The sequence below is a fragment of the Paenibacillus sp. FSL F4-0097 genome, assembly GCF_038593125.1.
Lineage (GTDB): Bacteria > Bacillota > Bacilli > Paenibacillales > Paenibacillaceae > Paenibacillus_AQ > Paenibacillus_AQ odorifer.
The window spans coordinates 1322582-1338803 of the sequence record NZ_CP151965.1 but is presented as its reverse complement, the minus strand read 5'-3'; the positions used below and the strand labels follow the sequence as shown (position 1 = coordinate 1338803).

Genomic DNA, 16222 nt, shown 5'->3' with positions numbered 1-16222 from the left:
CAATTTTTCACTGGAACATGCCGACTCCATTAAAATTTCCTTTGATTAGCAAAATGTACTGCATCGCCATCGCAACGATCATCAAAAAAGTAGCAATCGATGGAATAACATTAATAATCGTCGATAGATCACCGATGAATGACCATTTTTTTAAATACTGATCGCTGGAGATTTTGGAGATAACTTTGCCTTGTTCACGCAAATAGTTTGCAGCTTCCGTATCATCATCCATACCTTCTGTAGCCAGCAAAATGGACCGGATGTCATTAATAAAGTGATGGTTATCCGGAAATTTGGCACAAAACCATTCAATCGCCCCCTCCACACCCTCATCTACTGCCCGTTCTGACAGCTCATACAAGTCCTGACGTATATATTGAAAATGTCCCGCTGTACTCCCACAAAAAGCACCAAACTGCACATATCCGCGCTTACGTAGGCGATTATTCTCATAGAGGCGAATGAAGGAGATCAACTCGCCATCTTTTTGAATATTCGTCTTTTGGTGAAGCCACGCCAACACCCAACCAAGCGGAAGATAACGCATCGGACTGCTGATTACGAGAATAAGTAGAGCAATTAGAGGGTCATAGAATGAAAAAGGAACAGATCGGATGAAATTGCTGACGACTTGGCTAAATAAATAGATGATTGCCGCTGAATAACGAAATAGCGTAACTTTTCGAGCTGAAATTGATAAACCACATTCATTCAATAATTGCTGAAATCTATCACTCTGCACGCGTTCACCCAGCGCATTCCACCGTATGCCCAGTCGGACAAGATATCGTTCCTGCTTACTGCTGCTGCTCACAAACACAAGTAATGCGATATACACGATCCCGATCACTGTAATTAGTAGTAATAATCTATCCATAGTTCATCACCTTAGTGGTAGTCCAGTTTGGGTCTGGCAAGAATAGTACTGATCACAAAAGAGATAAAAAGGCCGGAGACGATCACCATCAAAAAGGAAAGACCTACCGTAGTTTCGAACTGCAGTTGAAAATAGACATCGGGCTTCAGCATATACATAAAGGTTCCAACCGTAGATACCAGCACCAGAAGATTCCCATATAAGCCAAGGCTGATCGCATCTCTGCTTCCTGTTTTTACAGTCAAAATCGTCTCTCTCTGCTGCTCCATAGAACGATTCAACAGCATTAGCGAGCTTTTTAAATAACGGGTTCCCTCCTTCTCGGCATAGAGCAAATCTGATATAAACTCTAAAGCGAAGGTGGTGCCAATCGCGCTGGAGAATCTCCCTGCCTCCTCAACAAGCTCCTTCTCATTACTGTAATTAGAAAATGCGGCACCTAGCAGCTTCAGAGGGCTCTTTAGTACATTTTTATCCGTAAGAAAATCCGCTGTCCGATCAAGGATCGAATCTACCGACAAATGTGTGAATTTGGTGGAGATTTTGACTACATCGAGGAGATCGTAGCTTCCATGTACCTTCCGCTGTGCATAGATGTATCTCATACGAAAATAAGGAATCGTCGCAGATATTACAGCTATAAAAAGCGGAAATCTCCACGCCCCCTGAATCGGCTGTCCCTCATTAAAAGTAATCCCCTCCAAAAAAGGATTGTTAAAACGCAACCTTCCAGGGAGCTCACTAAGTGTCAGTAGTCCTGATAAGAAAACCGCAATAAACAAAATGGCTGTACGCATAACAAAACGCATAACGCTAATGCCCGGTTCATACTTCCGGTGTACGAAATAGAGAAGCTTGTCCAGATGGCGGTAGAGCCACAGCCTTTTTTTAACCGAGCTGACTCTTTTGCCAAAAATACTCATCTTATGTTTAATTCGAAAATCCACTTTCTGGACTACCTGCCGTAAATGCCTTTCGATGAGCAGTTTGGTGAGTAACCACAGTCCCCACGCAATCCATAAATGAAGGACAAAACGAAAAATATACAATAGTAAATCCATAGCTGCACCTCCTCACTCATTAAGTACTATCTTAGATTTCAAGCTTTCTTTAAGCGGCTGATCCATCGGCTTTGTTGAAGCAAGTCGTCCCAGCTCTTTTTGGACAATCTGCGTAGCCTGCGCATTTTTCTTAGTCATTTTCAGCATCAGATTTTTCGTCAGCTTGTCATTGTAAGACCAACACATTTCCTGCGGCTCCCAGCGCATAAGATCATTAGCAAACACTGAATTTCTATCCTCTTCGTAAAAGATTTCTGATATTCGCGCCAGCCGCTTCTTCCCGTTCGGAACACTCTCCAAAATAAACACTAGCTCGCATGATTTCAGCGCAGAGATCAAATGCCCCTTAAGACTCCCGCCAATTCTTGTCGACACAGCAAACGCACCTTGATAAGGAATGTCCTCCGAATCCACGGTGTGGAAGGTTCCGGTAATCCCGTCGTATCCTTTTTCCCCACTCCACAAATAAAATTCCCACTCGTTATAACGCATCTCTGTCATATACAAAATATTTGGGTCATGCCGCAGCGACTCTACTCCCACCTCCATCAGTTCCTCATTCGCAGCTTGAATTGGAATAATCCGATGGCCTTTAATTTGATACGGTAAAATGGATTCCGGATGTTTCTCTATCATCACTACTCCCATGCAGGATGAAGAGCCAAGTAGTTGCTCACCAACGATCGTATTGGCAAAGGTTGTTTTTCCTGACCCTACAGCACCTGCAATAATGGTATTGCGAAACGTGGACGATAAAGCACGAATGAACTCAACCGCCTCTGCAGGAATACATTCCGTACCCGCTTGATCCTCCAAATCCAGGAATTCTACAACCTGTCGCCGCAGTGATATCGTAGTAAAACCCTCCCAGACCCTAGGTGATACCCAAATCGCAAGCCGAATAAATCTACCTGGCCAGAGCGGATCATCCATTTTGAACTCCACCGAAGGATTATCCTTGTTCAGCTTTTTATTGGGATCACTTTTTAGTAAGGAACGCTTCAGCTGCTCCACCCGATCCAGTGAAGGCATCTCATACGGATAAGCTATAAATTCACCTTTATAGTTATAAAAAATTTGCTTCCCAATCATTTGTAATCCAGTTGACTCGCTGTATGCACGATCAGTAAACCAACGATACGCTGGCCCAAAGCCCTTCCACTCGTGATACAGCGCCTCTGCCGCCGTTCGGTACGCTTCTGGAACCTTTCCAGTAAAAGGTGTTTTTCGTAAGTACTTCTCAATCTCATTCATAAAAAAACTAACTGCCTGCGGATCGCCAATCAAAGCCTTTGCATTTAGCTCGAAGTAAGCGTCATCCTCACGTTCTAATCCTTCGTTCATCTCGGTCTTCATTTTTTGTAAAAAAGCATAAAAATCTTCCTTGCCCGGTTTGCTAGTGCGTAACACGCTTTGTTTTAGAGAAAAGAGTGGACGACTCGCGAGAGTTTCAATCATAGAAATATCCCTTTCTTTTTGGCCTCTGGCGCTAATCCCATCGACACCAATAGAGAATGTACCTTATCATCCACATGCTGCAGCTCTTTTTTGCCTAGAGGCAAGCTTTCCTGCAAGGGCTGGTAATACGGTAACTCCAGCAAGATTTCAGTACCAAATCTAAGGGCCATATTTTTGGACGAAGATATTTCCTCCACATTACTGCGGTTAATGATCAGCTGGAAATCATGCGGACGCAGATCTATATGCCCCGTAAGCTCGAAAAGAGGTTCTAATCTGTATTCATGTTTAGGATGAGTGACAATCATGCGTAACGACGACTTTTGCATACCGACATACCACGCAGCACTCTCGGGAATTGAACCGAAATCAGCAATAACCACATCTGCATTTGCTCCAGCTCTAGCCAAGAAATATTCGATCTCCTCCTCCAGATAATCCTGAACACTTAAGTAGTCGTAATTTCCCGGTAGATACAAATAGCCATCCTGTCTAATCAATTGCTGGAAATCTTCATCATGAATCATCTTCCCTGTAAGCTTGGGGCGCAGTTTGTCTAGACTGATCGTAGCTTTGCGCTCATACCCGGGATCATATAGATCCAAACCAAGTACAAGAACACGTAGACCTGCCGCAGCAATTCGTCTTGCAAACAGCTTCGCCACACTTGTGCAACCAATGCCTGGACCTGAGCCAAAAAAACCAACCAAATTGCTCCGTTCCTCCCCATCCTCTTCCAGGATAAAACGAATCTTCTCTATCACTGCTGACGAGGTAGAACGAGGAGGAATAAAATATAGACCTAAGCTTTCACATAACATATGCACAGCTTGATAGCCCCGAATTCCCTTTTGCAGATATAAATACAGGATCATAGAGCTTGGATATTTGTATCGCAGCTCGCTAAGCGCTTGAACAGGTACCTGGTCACTAGTAACCATTAACATATGACCTTCGGTATGCGCCGGATCGGGATACACGTTTTGTGTAACTACATTAAATCCCGCGTTTTTGATATCATTAATCGTTAACTGATCTATGCCCAGACTAAATATTTTCAAGGCAATCTCCCCCTACTCTACCCGTACGATCCACAGCATTTTGCCCTGCTCCAAAAATTTCCCTAGCCTTTGACCCTCATTTTTCTTCAGCTTCAATTCTGGTGTCGCCACCTTGCCAGTAGAAGTGAATCGGTTATTGTTGTTACCTTTCTCAGAATCCTGCACATCATTATTGTCTTCTGTTCGCACATAGTTCACGGTAACTCCAGATAAGAAGATCTCTTTAGCAGGATCGCTAAGCCAGCTTTGTTCTTTCACCTGCTCCTCGTTTTCTTTTTCCCCTGTATTTGAAACGAGCGCCTCTCGCTGCTTCTCTCGATCACCTTCTACAAGATAAATGTCTACCTTATCCCGGCTTCGCAACGAACCATTAATGGCATAGATGGCCTCCTTCGGAATAGGAAATATACCTTCATCCCGCAAAGGCTCTAAATCACTAACATCCACCAGTGATGCTGTCAAAATACTACCGTTAGTCAGATTCACATTCGTAATTTTGTGCTCCACTTGTGCGATTTCCGTAATTACACCAGAGGGTATATCCTTGGTCTGAACAGAATCCAGATACAAATCACTTGCTTTCAGCTCATAATTTTTAGGTAGAGACTCCCCAGCTCCCACCTTAACTTTGACCACGGTTTGGGAAAGCACGTAGGGCTTGAAATAGAGATCATAACCTAGCAATCCCCCGAATCCAGTAATCAAAATGAGACTTGCGAAGAAATAATTACGTTTTAACAAACGTCCCCGCTGTAACGACAAACCTTCCACCTCCTTAACTACATGATTTTTGAGAACGACAAAAAGCACCTTGGCATAAATAGCCAAGCTGCTGGTAAAATGCTTTTTTACCTCATAGAGATTTAGAGAACTATTAAATTAAAGGGTTCCGGTGAAAGCCCTCGGGCATAATCGTTGCTTTCACCGGAGAATACCTTTATTTAAATACTACAGTTTTATTCTGATGGACGAGAATCCGGTCCTCGATATGCCATTTCACCGCACGAGCCAGAACAACACGTTCAATGGTACGTCCAATCCGTTTCAGCTCAATAACATCATCACTGTGGCTTACCCGCTGTACATCCTGTTCAATAATCGGTCCACCGTCTAGTTCTTCAGTAACATAGTGAGCAGTTGCCCCGATAATTTTCACCCCACGTTGATACGCTTGGGCGTATGGATTGCCGCCAATAAAGGCAGGCAGGAAAGAGTGATGAATATTAATAATCTGATGGCGATAATGCTCAATAAAGGACGGCGAAATAATCTGCATATACCGTGCCAATATAATAACATCGATATCGTCTCCGATGACCTCTAACTGGCGTTTTTCTGCTTCAGCCTTAGTATCCGCTGTGACTGGAATATGATGAAATGGAATGCCAAACGACTCGACATAAGATTTCATATCCAAATGGTTACTAACGACGAGGGCAATATCGGCATCGAGATCGCCCGCTTGCCACTGCCAGAGCAGTTCAACAAGACAATGGTCTTCTTTAGAGACGAATATGGCAAGTTTCTTCTTATGACGAACATTAAAGATCTTCCAGTCCATCTTAAAACGCTCCGCCACTCCGCCAAATTGAGAGCGAATCTCTTCCAGACGATCGCCTAATTCAGGTAGGTCAAACTCGACTCTCATAAAGAACATTCCACCATCTGGATCCATCGTATACTGATCTGACTGCACAATATTTGCGCCATGCTGATACAGAAAGTGTGATACAGCCGCCACAATTCCCGGTCCGTCAGGACAGGAAATGAGCATACGTGCCCGGTTGGAATAATGCTCGACACCTGACGAATTGTTTCTTTTTACGTGTAATTCCATGACCCTCTTCCCATCCTCTCATCTACATACGCAATCTGAAGTATAGCTTAAGCGTTCACGAGCACTTATTTGCCTGCTAACCAAGCAATTAAGCGATGATTAATAGCTTCCTCGCTTAGCTGCGGGAACAGCTGGGCAGCGACAACTTCATCGTATAGACGCTCCAGTGGTTCACGTGGATCAGCTTTTTTAGCTTTGGCATCGTTCTTCAGCAGCTCCCAGACATTAAGTACATATTGACGGGAATCGATCTCCTGCTTGGCAAAAAATTCACGTAATGTTTCAACATCCTGCACGAATTCCGCTCCAAACCGTTCAGCTACATTACCACGCAGCAAAGCGATCTCCACCTCATACATCGGACGTTGTGTCTTAGCATCTTTACCAATCCATGGGGTCTCCAGAATGAAAGGCAGACCTTCCAGCTTTTCATGGTGTACGATTTTGTTAATCGTATCAAAGCCAATCCAACCCGAGCCAATTGGAGTGTGACGGTCTTTGCGAGCGCCACATGGATTTTTACTGTCATTAATGTGGATTACACCAAGACGGTTCAATCCGATAGTCTCATCAAATTTGTTGAGAACACCGTCCAAATCATTAACGATATCATAGCCAGCATCATGAATGTGGCAAGTATCAAGACAGACCGACAGACGTTCGTTATGTTCGACCTTAGCAATAATAGAAGCGATTTCTTCAAAACTGCGGCCGATCTCTGTTCCCTTACCAGCCATAGTTTCTAAAGCGATATGCACTTCCGTTTCGTTCGTGCCTCCAAGCACCTCATTCAGACCATCTGCAATCCGCTGAATACCATATTCAGCATCTTTATCAGTGAACGCACCTGGATGTAATACAATATGCTTGACCTCAAGTGCATGGGTACGGCGAATTTCCTCTTGCAGGAAATCAACAGCCAGTTGATACGTATTCTCTTTATAGGAAGCGAGATTAATAATGTAAGGTGCATGGACAACAATCTCCTCTACACCATTCTCTTTCATAACCTGCTTCCCTTCGTTGGGATACATGGCATCAATCGGCTTGCGGCGCGTATTCTGCGGCGCTCCTGTATATATCATAAACGAGCTGGAACCATACTCATTTGCTTCATTTGCTGCGGTCAAAAGACCCTTGTCCGAGCAAGACACGTGTGAACCTATTTTCAGCATACTTCTTCCCTCTTTCCTTCACGAATTAACCCCTATTCTACCGTGATCGGAAAAATAAATCTAGACGAGGCCAATATGCCGGGTTCTGCTTCGCAAAACTTTGGAAATAAGCTATACTTTAATATGAGAATAATTCGTGTGAGAATCCTCATTGCCAAAAGGTGGTGTATGCATGTTTATCCAATCAGGACTTGGTTTATTATCCACACCGAGCAATTGGTTTATGAACTCTATCGCTTTCTGGACATTTATGCTGCTTGGTTCCATGTGTATCGGCGGTTTTTTTATGTTCCGCAAATTCCTAAAGGTCCTGCCCAAAGCTGATGGAAAGTCAAAGCTAGACTGGCAAAATTACTGGGTGGAACGTAGCCGCCCGCTCTGGAGTGACGAAACAAAGGCCTTTTTGGACCAGCTTGTTCAACCTGTACCTGGGCCATTTCGTGATATTGCGAAGCATTCTATTGCTGCCGAGATCGGAAAAATCGCAGTCGAGAGCAATGCAAAAGAAGTTACTCGCGATCACTGCATTAAAGGTTACATAGTTGCCACACCGCGGCGCGATAACCGTTTTCTTGTCAATTTTCTCGAAAAGAATAAAATCGATTACTCTGCTTACCAGCATTTGTTTAAGTAATTTTTAATGAATTGTACGATTTAGAACGGAGGCCCTCCTTTGAAATATGTGATATGTGGCGGCACCGGTTTTATAGGTAGCGAACTAGCAAAATACTGGCTGCAAGCAGGTAATGAAGTTGCTATTGTAGGTCGGAATTTACCAAAAGACGCAACAACAATTCATCCTAAGCTGAGTTACCACACCTGGGACAGTCTAAGTTCTAATCCCGCTCCAGTGGAAAATGCAGCTGCCCTAATTAATCTCGCCGGAGCTTCCCTTAGCCAGCGCTGGAGTCCAAGTCGCAAAAAAGCGATTATGCAGTCCCGACTTGCAACCGTTTCCGCAGCAGCTAAGTTAGTAGATCAAATGAAGCAAAAGCCTTCCGTAATCATTCAGGCTTCCGCCGTGGCGATTTACGGTACCTCTTTAGAGGATACTTTTAATGAGTCCTCACCAGCCCAGGTCATGGATTTCCCTTCAGAAGTAGTTAAGACATGGGAAGAGGCTTCAGATGAAACCTACCATGATATCCGCGTGGTCAAGCTGCGTACCGGAGTTGTGCTCGGCAATGAGAGCGGAGCATTCCCCAAAATGAAGCTGCCTTATTTATTAGGTTTTGGCGGAAACATTGGCTCTGGAAAGCAGTGGCTCTCTTGGATCCATCTGACGGATATCATCCGTCTAATTGATTTCTGTACGCAAAATCCAACGATTAACGGACCTGTTAATGCGACTGCTCCACATCCGGTAACGAACGAAGAGTTCGGCAGAACGATCGGCACAGTCTACAAACGGCCACATTGGTTCCCTTTACCAGCCTTCCTGTTAAAAACAGCAGCCGGAGAATTATCCGAAATCTTACTTAAAGGTCAGCGCGTCCTGCCCGCAGCGGCATTAAATCATGGCTTTGACTTTACCTTCCCTACACTTCAAGTCGCTTTAGAAGATTTGAAAAAACAAAAATTGTAGAGCCACATTCATCGTTAGAACTCACCTTCATACTGTATGAAATGTGTAGCTTCCTTTTATAATTTTAAATGTGGTCCCCTCTGTTAGTGGATACTCTTTATACGGGACCATGGCTTCACCTTGAAAAAGCGTTCCATTTCTGGAGTCAAGATCCTTCAGAATATATCCGCTGGTGCTTCTAGATATCTCAGCGTGTACTCTAGAGGCGCCTTCTGATCTTTCCACATATTGAGCCACCTCTGCCGATCGGCCGATAATGAAGCTAGTTCGATTTAACTCGATCATCTCTGCCTCTTCGCCCTCCTCACCGCTTCTTTGGAGATAAGGAATACTCCGATCCAGCTTTTCGATTTGTCGTCCTTGCTCAGGCGGTTTCTCCTGTGATAATAAGGTTGTTGGAGCTATTGCTTCTGGTGCTTTAACAGAACTTTGTTCCTCTGCTAGTGATTCATAACGTGTCGCCGGAACGCTAGCTGCTGAATCCGAGGATTGCGGAGTTATCTTTGGAATTGTTGCTGGAGAACGCGTAGAAGTCACAGGGTTCCTGCCAAAATTCCACTCCAATTCTTTTCGACTCGGATTACAGTTAGTATCTTCAGAATCCTCACCCAGGCCATCAACATCTTCTTTACCAACCTTTAGCCTTCCGCTCCAAACCATCCAGCTTAAAACAGCCAATACAATCGTCACAACTCCACAGACGGCAAGCCATAACGGCTTGGGACTATCCAAATATAGAAACTTCCACAGTAGTGCATCGCCTAATAGAAACCCTAGCACTATATAGGTTCTTGAGCTTGAGGCTTGTGGATTCGTTACCTGCTCATCCTCCAAGCTTAGAGACAGGCTCTCCTCCTCTTTTATCTTAAGATTAGGATAGCTGCTGATCCAAGGAGTAGCAGTCGGCTGCAGCTCCAATTCCTTATCTTCGCGATGCTCATATATTTTTCTTAATGGTGGAGCTGCTGCCTCTTTCACTAGATATTCTTTTACACCTTCATGAAGCTGTCTTTCAGGTGTAACGGGCTCTCTTTCTGTCAGCAACTCTGATAAAAGAATCTTTAAGCCAGCTGGAGTAAATCCCTCTTCACTGCAATATTGCAATAGTCTTTGCACACCACTGCCAGTAAGCTCTGTGATAGATGCCATTAACACCATAATCAGTGTCTTGAGTGACTCTCCAAGCTTTGAAACAGACTTACTCTCCTGAATGGGTATGTAGGTTAGGTATACTTTACCGCTCTGTAACGACCCTTCAATAAAAATGTAATCTGTATGCAAAGCATACTGTTCCGCCCGCAGCATATATAACCTGCCATCTTCCATGCCTTGGGCAATTTGCAGCAATAACCCGTAAAACGAGTTCATACTTAGCTTCTCTCCTTTGAGTAGATGACTAAGCATTTTTTTGCGTAAAACAGCGTATTCCATAGTAACCTTCATATCTATTTCTCTAAGTAACAGCCTCAAATGATGAGGAATGTCGGTGTTCATCAGCATGCGTGCCTGAATCAAATTAAGCTTCTCCGCAGGTATTCCTTCGGGTTCACCAAGGATCATATATATACCATCCTGTTGTATAAAATCATGGGTTAATCCGAACAACAAACATCAGCTCCCGAACTAAAAGTATAGATAAGCGCATATGGAACCAGGGATAACAGCCAGCATGAAAGGGAATTTCAACAGTTCACTATCGTTATTTTTTAATAGAAACGGACTCTTCCATAAAATGAATCCAGAAATTCTGCTGATGATCTTACGCGAACGACTGATCGCCTCCCGTCTCTTTAAAACAATTAGCCAGCCTATTAAAGCTCCAAATAGTACGGAGTACATCACGACTTGCAGCGTAAAAAACATCCCTGTCCACGCGCCGATTCCAGCAAAAAGCTTAACATCCCCCGCGCCAACCGCCCCTATTAAATGCATGATCAGAAGGACTGTAAATCCTACAGCAGCTCCCCCGAAAGCCCTCAGCAGTCCATGCCAGCTATTTATCACCCCTTGTGCGAGCAGACCAGTGAAAAAGCCTGACAAGGTGATCCAGTTTGGTATTCTCATCGACTTTAAATCTGTAATAAGTGCCGCTGCTAAAAACGGTAGACATCCCCAAAATGCCCACTCTGCCATTTATTACACTCCTTTTTCCACCCTTTCACTTCACTACTGTGAACATAACCTCAACAGATCTACCGTCATCCAGTTGTATAACAAACGGCCACGAGCCCGGTGTGGTATTTACGCCAATTTTCCATTCCCACTCGATATATCCATCTGCATCCGCTTGTTTCCAGCCTAAATATTTGGCAGTACTGCCCCCGCTCTTATAAAAGACTGACAAGCTGGCAGAAGCATCCGGCGGTATTCTGGCACGAACCTTGCCTTGCTTATTCGCTACAGCCGGGTTCGGCTTTTCTAAGATTTCAATGAATTCTTCTGGTTGGCCAGTACCGTTCCCCTCCTTGGTTGTGCCTTCTCCTGTATCCCCGATCCAGAGACGTTCAACAGCACTTGCTTCTAATACAATACTTTGGTTTAGAAAGGGGACTTTCATCGGCAGCTTATAACTAACCACTAGCCCAAGGTATGGACAAGTACCCTCTTTTAGCTCCGGCACCATAACATTGGATACATGAATTCGCTCATAATCCAGTAAATCTGATGTCAGGTATGGTTTCAATAAAGGTTTGATCGCAAGATCAAGTACACTTTCACTGGTCTCTGCCTGAAGCTTCTGCAACGGTCCCTCACCACTTTCTAAAGCGGACATAACCCACTCATTTAACGGATTGGGTAAAGACTCAGCATAACTATTGCCCCAATCAGTAAGTGACAAGCGAGGAATAGTCCAATTCAGGCCAGCAGAATGATCACTGTCATCCCACCCTGAATCATCACTTACTTCGCTGGATGTTCCCCATTTCTGCACCGCCAAAGCCGCAGGATACATATGAGTTGAAATAGACTTTACAGTGTCTGATGCTGTACTTTGCAAAGCTGTCGAATACAAGGTCATCTGTACGATAGATATCAGGAACAGGACGAATAGCAGGAAGAACGGAAGAATCATCGCCGCTTCTACTACCATGCTACCTTCTTCCTTGTCCTCCCCTCTGATTCCATACCCATCCCCCATCTCCTTACCAACCTCCCGCTAATAAGAATAATCAGCTTTTACTGCCCTCAGATACTTATTTCCTTGTACATCTCCCGGAAAACCAGCAGTATAATTCAACATTTTAACTACACCTGGCAGAAACCATAACTGCATTTGGAGCTTAATGTCCGATGATACATAGGTGTTTCTTTCCTCTGGATTTATTCCTGTGTTCAGTTGAATCAGAGCCAGCATCCGCGATAGCTGCACTTCCCCGCCTCCATGCATTATCATGAACAGTCGCAGATGATCACGGTAAGTCAGCTGCGCCGGCATATATTTAGATAAAGGAATCGCATCCTTCTCACAAAGCTGCAACATATCCTGAATGGCATGCTGGATTCCATACAACAGTGCCGCCGCTAGAACAGCCAGTGGATTTCCCAAGGTTGCCTTCTCTATAAAACCTTCCATCGTGCGAATGGACAACCTCATCGCGAATATTTCGGCATAGGCTGCAGCCACATTACCCGCGGGATTATGAAATCCGTATAAAATGTATTCCAGCTCCTGAGCGCGAGGATCAAGCTGATCTGTGAGCTCACTAGTGTCTTCCAGAGAATTCAGTGCCAGACTAGCTAACTTTGAAACATCAAAATGCTGAAAATAAAGCGCGGAATACTCCGTTTGAAAAAGCCTGTCTCTAGCGCCCCCCATAATGCCACTCATTGCTGCATAAATCCCGTCAATATCCTTCATCGCCGAACTTCCAGCAGCATAGGGATCTGAGGATACTTCAGATTTATCAGAGGATTGAGACTCCAATCCGTTGTTAAATGAAACATTGTCCTCATAAAATTGATGAAGGATTTGATAACGTTCCATCGAAGCTGCCGCTCCGCTACCTAGCATTCTAATCTTGTCCAGCAGTGCTCTAACCTCGCCCAGCTTGGATTTAGCTTCCCACTCTACTTGCTTACGTGCTTTATCCGAGCTGCGATGCTGTTCAAGAAAAGCCAAATCACTAGCGATTACACTTCCCTTCTTACCGTATTTTTTATAATAGTTGTCCACTACATGCGAAGCCCCTAGAACAGAGGAAATCATTTGGTAGGAATCGCCGTTGACTCCCAAAGCTTCCTGCAGCTCTGCTGACAATCCTGTTACCGTCGGTTCAATGGATTCGTACACACTTTGCTGCATAAATAAACTATTCTCCATACTACTAATGTCAGCCGAAGAGAGGATCAAGGCATCTTCCTGTTCATGCAGCTTTTTAAGTGGCTCAGCACTTATTTCCCCTGAACTTCCCGGAATATCCCAGTCTTTAGCAGGATCGTCCGCCAGATTTACGCCACTTATTCGGGAAGCTGCCAAAACATCTCTCATCTCGTCATTCAATTGCTGCGCCTTGTTTAACGCATCCTTCGCTTCCTCCATTGATTGTCCATGTTCTTCACGAAAGGTTGTTAATAAGGCTGGGAGCCGCGATAACATTTCTGAAGTTCGGCTCTGATAAAGTGCCAACTGATAAGTGTACTTTGCAGGCTTTTTACTATCACGATACAGATCGTCGTAATATTTCCCGAGATAGTCACTATACTGTGCTGGTATATCCGCGGCTGCTTGCATGCTTCCGAGCGAATGGGCCGAGATAGAATCCCCGGGCGGATTCATAATCCATAGCAGTATTCTTCTTCCACTCTCCGACGCTTGGCTTCTCCGCTCTAACATTAGATCCAAATTCTCTTCACGTTCATCATATAAAGGTTGCAGCTTACTAAGTAATTCGGTAGCTCTTGAGGCCTCTGCCATTACGCCTGACAGCGGTTTGAATTTACCTGCCAGCTCCAAGGCGAAATCTACCGGAGCCTTATACTTCATCTCTTCCAGTATTTGATGACGAAAAACATCATAACTTCCCAGCGGCCGGCTCCATTCCAAGGAGGAGGATTCCAGTGCAAAGGGTAAGAGATTGAACGTATCCCCCCGCCCACTTTTATGCAAATTTTCGTTGAGCACTTTGGACAGCAGCATATCTCCATTGCTATCACCAAATGCAAACAAACCGTACTTCTCTCGTAATTCAACATGATATGAAGACATAACAGAGCGGACACTGGCTCTCGCTAATCGTTCCTCCTGAACGTTGAACGCAGCAATTCGCGCATAATCAATCAGCACAGCAGTAAAAAGAAAGACGAAAGCCAGCACCATGATTAGAAAAATTGTAACTGAGCCTTCTGTTTTGCCCTTAGCAGGACAACCGGTAAATTTACTTTTCATTAAAACCCCCTCCCTTGAGCAGAGATTTTACTTATCCTGAAGCTTGGTCAGCATAGCAGAAGCATCCTTCTTATCCATGTAAACTGCTGATCCACTGCCCTCAGGGCCCCCTTTAAATTTAGCTCCGAAATAACGCATCAGGTCGACCGTACGAATAAACTCAACAGGCTCAACAATGATAGACTGGGCTTCAACAGTTGGTTTAGCCTCATCCGATAGAACCTTATCAAGCACAGGTAAGCTCAGTAGACGGTTTAACTCAGCACTTACTCTCCGTCCTGTAAGGCTGTGAGCATAACGCATAGTTCCTGGCATATTGTCCGGAATCATGGTAGACGAATGGCCCAGTTTAAGCACTGGCAAATCACCCTTATCTGATACTTCACCGGGCAACTCTATTGTCACGCCAGCACTGCCAGCTTCTGCACCGAATAATGAGGCTAGCAAGGCATCATCCCCAATTCTCCAATAAAGGGAGTCATACTCACCAGCCATGTAAGAACCAGAGACCTCCTTGTGACTGTTGTCCCAGTTGTAAGCCGCCCGCTCAGTAGCTCCTGAGGCCACTTGCAACAGCATGGACTTCTGATAGCTATACAAGCAAAAAAACAAAAGAAGCATCGTAATAAACATGACGATCGGCAACAGAAGTGAAGCTTCAATGGTAAAGCTGCCTTGATCACCCTTAAGCTTGTTCAATCGAATACTTCCTGGCTCTTTTCACCCGCCGTTTTAATTAAGGCTTCTACTACCTCTTGAATTTTGTCCTTAAACAAAAGAACAACCGCAATCAAGACAGCAATAATCAAAATCATCTCCAAAGTTCCTAAACCTTCCTCGTCTTCCCAAAAGTTCTTCATACTGTCCAACATTGTTGATACCATCAGCTTCAGCCTCCTACATTTTTAACATCAAAAATGCTGGCGTTCCCACCAGTACAATTACTATTAAAAAGATAACTACCATCGGGAAAACTAATTTGGAGGATGCCTGCTCTCCGCGCGTCCGGCTAAGTGCCTTTCGTTTATCCCACAGCATCCGCGACAGATCACGTAGCGATAGCACAAAATCCGCTCCGCCTCTGCGATAATTCAGCAGAACTGTCGTTGTGAATACCGATATCTCCTGCACAGCGCATCTCTTGCTGAAATTTTCAAACGCCTGCTGGAAGGAATATCCGCCCTCCCATTCACTAGTCATAATCATTAGCTCCTTATACAGAGGATGATTCGTATCCCCCCGGTGGCTTTCCACACAGCGAATAATAGCTCGTTGCACGGTCTCTCCTGCGCCAACCAACAACACAATACTGTTCAGCAGCTCTGGCAATTCGAGCATAATACTCTGCTCCCTTACCCTCACCTTTTTGTGCAGATCACTGACCATAGCGGTTGGTAGAGCAATTGCCAAAAAAGCACCCAATATCATACCTGCCTGTTCGCCACTAAATGCTGTGATCAAGCTTCCACCTACAAGCAACAGCCAGCTGTAACTTATCATCTCACCCATGAACAGCAGGGTCCGCTCTGCGCTATAACGCATCCCATAACTGCGCTGTAGAGAACGCTGAATTCTGAACAGCAGTGAGGGAAACCGACTGGCGATACCACTCTTCTCAATAAGCAGTAATAACGGTTCGCCTAACTTCCGAAGCCGTAATCCTTCCATAGGAAGACTGCGTAACGCGACATATCTGTTGCCGCATTGAATTCGCAGTAGAACCCAGACTATCAGCAAAATAACAGTAACCACCGCACATAGCCAGCGCATGTTTTCACCCCC

16 protein-coding genes are annotated in these 16222 nt (G+C 44.6%); 2 read left to right on the top strand and 14 right to left on the bottom strand.

The annotated features are described in order from the left end of the window. Nucleotides 1-7: 7 nt before the first annotated feature. From MHH86_RS05870 to MHH86_RS05840, 7 genes are all read right to left on the bottom strand, one after another. Nucleotides 8-877 carry a hypothetical protein gene (locus MHH86_RS05870; protein ID WP_076274600.1) on the bottom strand — a complete coding sequence of 290 codons (870 nt, stop codon included), beginning with the start codon at nt 875-877 and terminating at the stop codon, nt 8-10. An 11-nt stretch (nt 878-888) separates the two neighbouring features. Continuing rightward, a complete protein-coding gene (locus MHH86_RS05865) occupies nt 889-1938 on the bottom strand; it encodes a hypothetical protein (protein WP_339211465.1) in 1050 nt (349 codons plus the stop codon). Nucleotides 1939-1950: 12 nt separating this feature from the next. Continuing rightward, complete coding sequence (locus tag MHH86_RS05860; protein ID WP_178420242.1) at nt 1951-3282, bottom strand: ATPase, T2SS/T4P/T4SS family; 1332 nt, start codon at nt 3280-3282, stop codon at nt 1951-1953. A 110-nt stretch (nt 3283-3392) separates the two neighbouring features. Beyond that, on the bottom strand, nt 3393-4457 hold the full coding sequence (locus tag MHH86_RS05855; protein WP_038569124.1) for a hypothetical protein: 1065 nt from the start codon (nt 4455-4457) through the stop codon (nt 3393-3395). A 12-nt stretch (nt 4458-4469) separates the two neighbouring features. Next, the gene (locus MHH86_RS05850; protein WP_339211462.1) at nt 4470-5219 is read right to left on the bottom strand and encodes an SAF domain-containing protein; all 750 of its coding nucleotides are present in this window, start codon (nt 5217-5219) and stop codon (nt 4470-4472) included. A gap of 175 nt (nt 5220-5394) precedes the next feature. Continuing rightward, complete coding sequence (purU, locus tag MHH86_RS05845; RefSeq protein WP_036681703.1) at nt 5395-6294, bottom strand: formyltetrahydrofolate deformylase; 900 nt, start codon at nt 6292-6294, stop codon at nt 5395-5397. 65 nt (nt 6295-6359) lie between these two features. Further along, entirely contained in the window at nt 6360-7469 is a 1110-nt protein-coding gene (locus tag MHH86_RS05840) for a deoxyribonuclease IV (protein WP_038569120.1), read from the bottom strand. Nucleotides 7470-7641: 172 nt separating this feature from the next. On the opposite strand from MHH86_RS05840, the gene MHH86_RS05835 reads away from it, so the two are divergent. Continuing rightward, complete coding sequence (locus MHH86_RS05835; RefSeq protein ID WP_036681700.1) at nt 7642-8103, top strand: DUF2621 domain-containing protein; 462 nt, start codon at nt 7642-7644, stop codon at nt 8101-8103. Nucleotides 8104-8151: 48 nt separating this feature from the next. Then, nucleotides 8152-9054, top strand: a complete 903-nt coding sequence (locus MHH86_RS05830) for a TIGR01777 family oxidoreductase (RefSeq protein WP_305953632.1) — start codon at nt 8152-8154, stop codon at nt 9052-9054. 27 nt (nt 9055-9081) lie between these two features. Here MHH86_RS05830 and MHH86_RS05825 read toward each other — a convergent pair whose 3' ends face one another. The 7 genes from MHH86_RS05825 to MHH86_RS05795 form a co-directional block, all read right to left on the bottom strand. Continuing rightward, on the bottom strand, nt 9082-10614 hold the full coding sequence (locus tag MHH86_RS05825) for a DUF6382 domain-containing protein (protein WP_341070370.1): 1533 nt from the start codon (nt 10612-10614) through the stop codon (nt 9082-9084). Between the two features lie 63 nt (nt 10615-10677). After that, nucleotides 10678-11187, bottom strand: a complete 510-nt coding sequence (locus MHH86_RS05820) for an A24 family peptidase (RefSeq protein ID WP_076316888.1) — start codon at nt 11185-11187, stop codon at nt 10678-10680. A gap of 25 nt (nt 11188-11212) precedes the next feature. Further along, entirely contained in the window at nt 11213-12193 is a 981-nt protein-coding gene (locus tag MHH86_RS05815; RefSeq protein ID WP_076272060.1) for a TadE/TadG family type IV pilus assembly protein, read from the bottom strand. An 18-nt stretch (nt 12194-12211) separates the two neighbouring features. Further along, a complete protein-coding gene (locus tag MHH86_RS05810) occupies nt 12212-14440 on the bottom strand; it encodes a hypothetical protein (protein ID WP_339211456.1) in 2229 nt (742 codons plus the stop codon). 27 nt (nt 14441-14467) lie between these two features. Further along, nucleotides 14468-15139, bottom strand: a complete 672-nt coding sequence (locus MHH86_RS05805; protein ID WP_235219464.1) for a TadE family protein — start codon at nt 15137-15139, stop codon at nt 14468-14470. Continuing rightward, nucleotides 15136-15324, bottom strand: a complete 189-nt coding sequence (locus MHH86_RS05800; RefSeq protein WP_036681690.1) for a Flp1 family type IVb pilin — start codon at nt 15322-15324, stop codon at nt 15136-15138. The genes MHH86_RS05805 and MHH86_RS05800 overlap by 4 nt, the downstream gene beginning before the upstream one ends. A gap of 13 nt (nt 15325-15337) precedes the next feature. Then, nucleotides 15338-16210, bottom strand: a complete 873-nt coding sequence (locus MHH86_RS05795) for a type II secretion system F family protein (RefSeq protein WP_076224668.1) — start codon at nt 16208-16210, stop codon at nt 15338-15340. Between the last annotated feature and the right edge of the window lie 12 nt (nt 16211-16222).

Excerpts from the sequence above, each read along its gene's own strand:
- MHH86_RS05825 (WP_341070370.1), bottom strand. The coding sequence starts at position 10,614 with ATGATCCTTGGTGAACCCGAAGGAATACCTGCGGAGAAGCTTAATTTG.
- MHH86_RS05810 (WP_339211456.1), bottom strand. The coding sequence starts at position 14,440 with ATGAAAAGTAAATTTACCGGTTGTCCTGCTAAGGGCAAAACAGAAGGC.
- MHH86_RS05795 (WP_076224668.1), bottom strand. The coding sequence starts at position 16,210 with ATGCGCTGGCTATGTGCGGTGGTTACTGTTATTTTGCTGATAGTCTGG.
- MHH86_RS05840 (WP_038569120.1), bottom strand. The coding sequence starts at position 7,469 with ATGCTGAAAATAGGTTCACACGTGTCTTGCTCGGACAAGGGTCTTTTG.
- MHH86_RS05800 (WP_036681690.1), bottom strand. The coding sequence starts at position 15,324 with ATGGTATCAACAATGTTGGACAGTATGAAGAACTTTTGGGAAGACGAG.
- MHH86_RS05865 (WP_339211465.1), bottom strand. The coding sequence starts at position 1,938 with ATGGATTTACTATTGTATATTTTTCGTTTTGTCCTTCATTTATGGATT.
- purU (WP_036681703.1), bottom strand. The coding sequence starts at position 6,294 with ATGGAATTACACGTAAAAAGAAACAATTCGTCAGGTGTCGAGCATTAT.
- MHH86_RS05870 (WP_076274600.1), bottom strand. The coding sequence starts at position 877 with ATGGATAGATTATTACTACTAATTACAGTGATCGGGATCGTGTATATC.
- MHH86_RS05815 (WP_076272060.1), bottom strand. The coding sequence starts at position 12,193 with ATGGGGGATGGGTATGGAATCAGAGGGGAGGACAAGGAAGAAGGTAGC.
- MHH86_RS05835 (WP_036681700.1), top strand. The coding sequence starts at position 7,642 with ATGTTTATCCAATCAGGACTTGGTTTATTATCCACACCGAGCAATTGG.
- MHH86_RS05860 (WP_178420242.1), bottom strand. The coding sequence starts at position 3,282 with ATGAACGAAGGATTAGAACGTGAGGATGACGCTTACTTCGAGCTAAAT.
- MHH86_RS05820 (WP_076316888.1), bottom strand. The coding sequence starts at position 11,187 with ATGGCAGAGTGGGCATTTTGGGGATGTCTACCGTTTTTAGCAGCGGCA.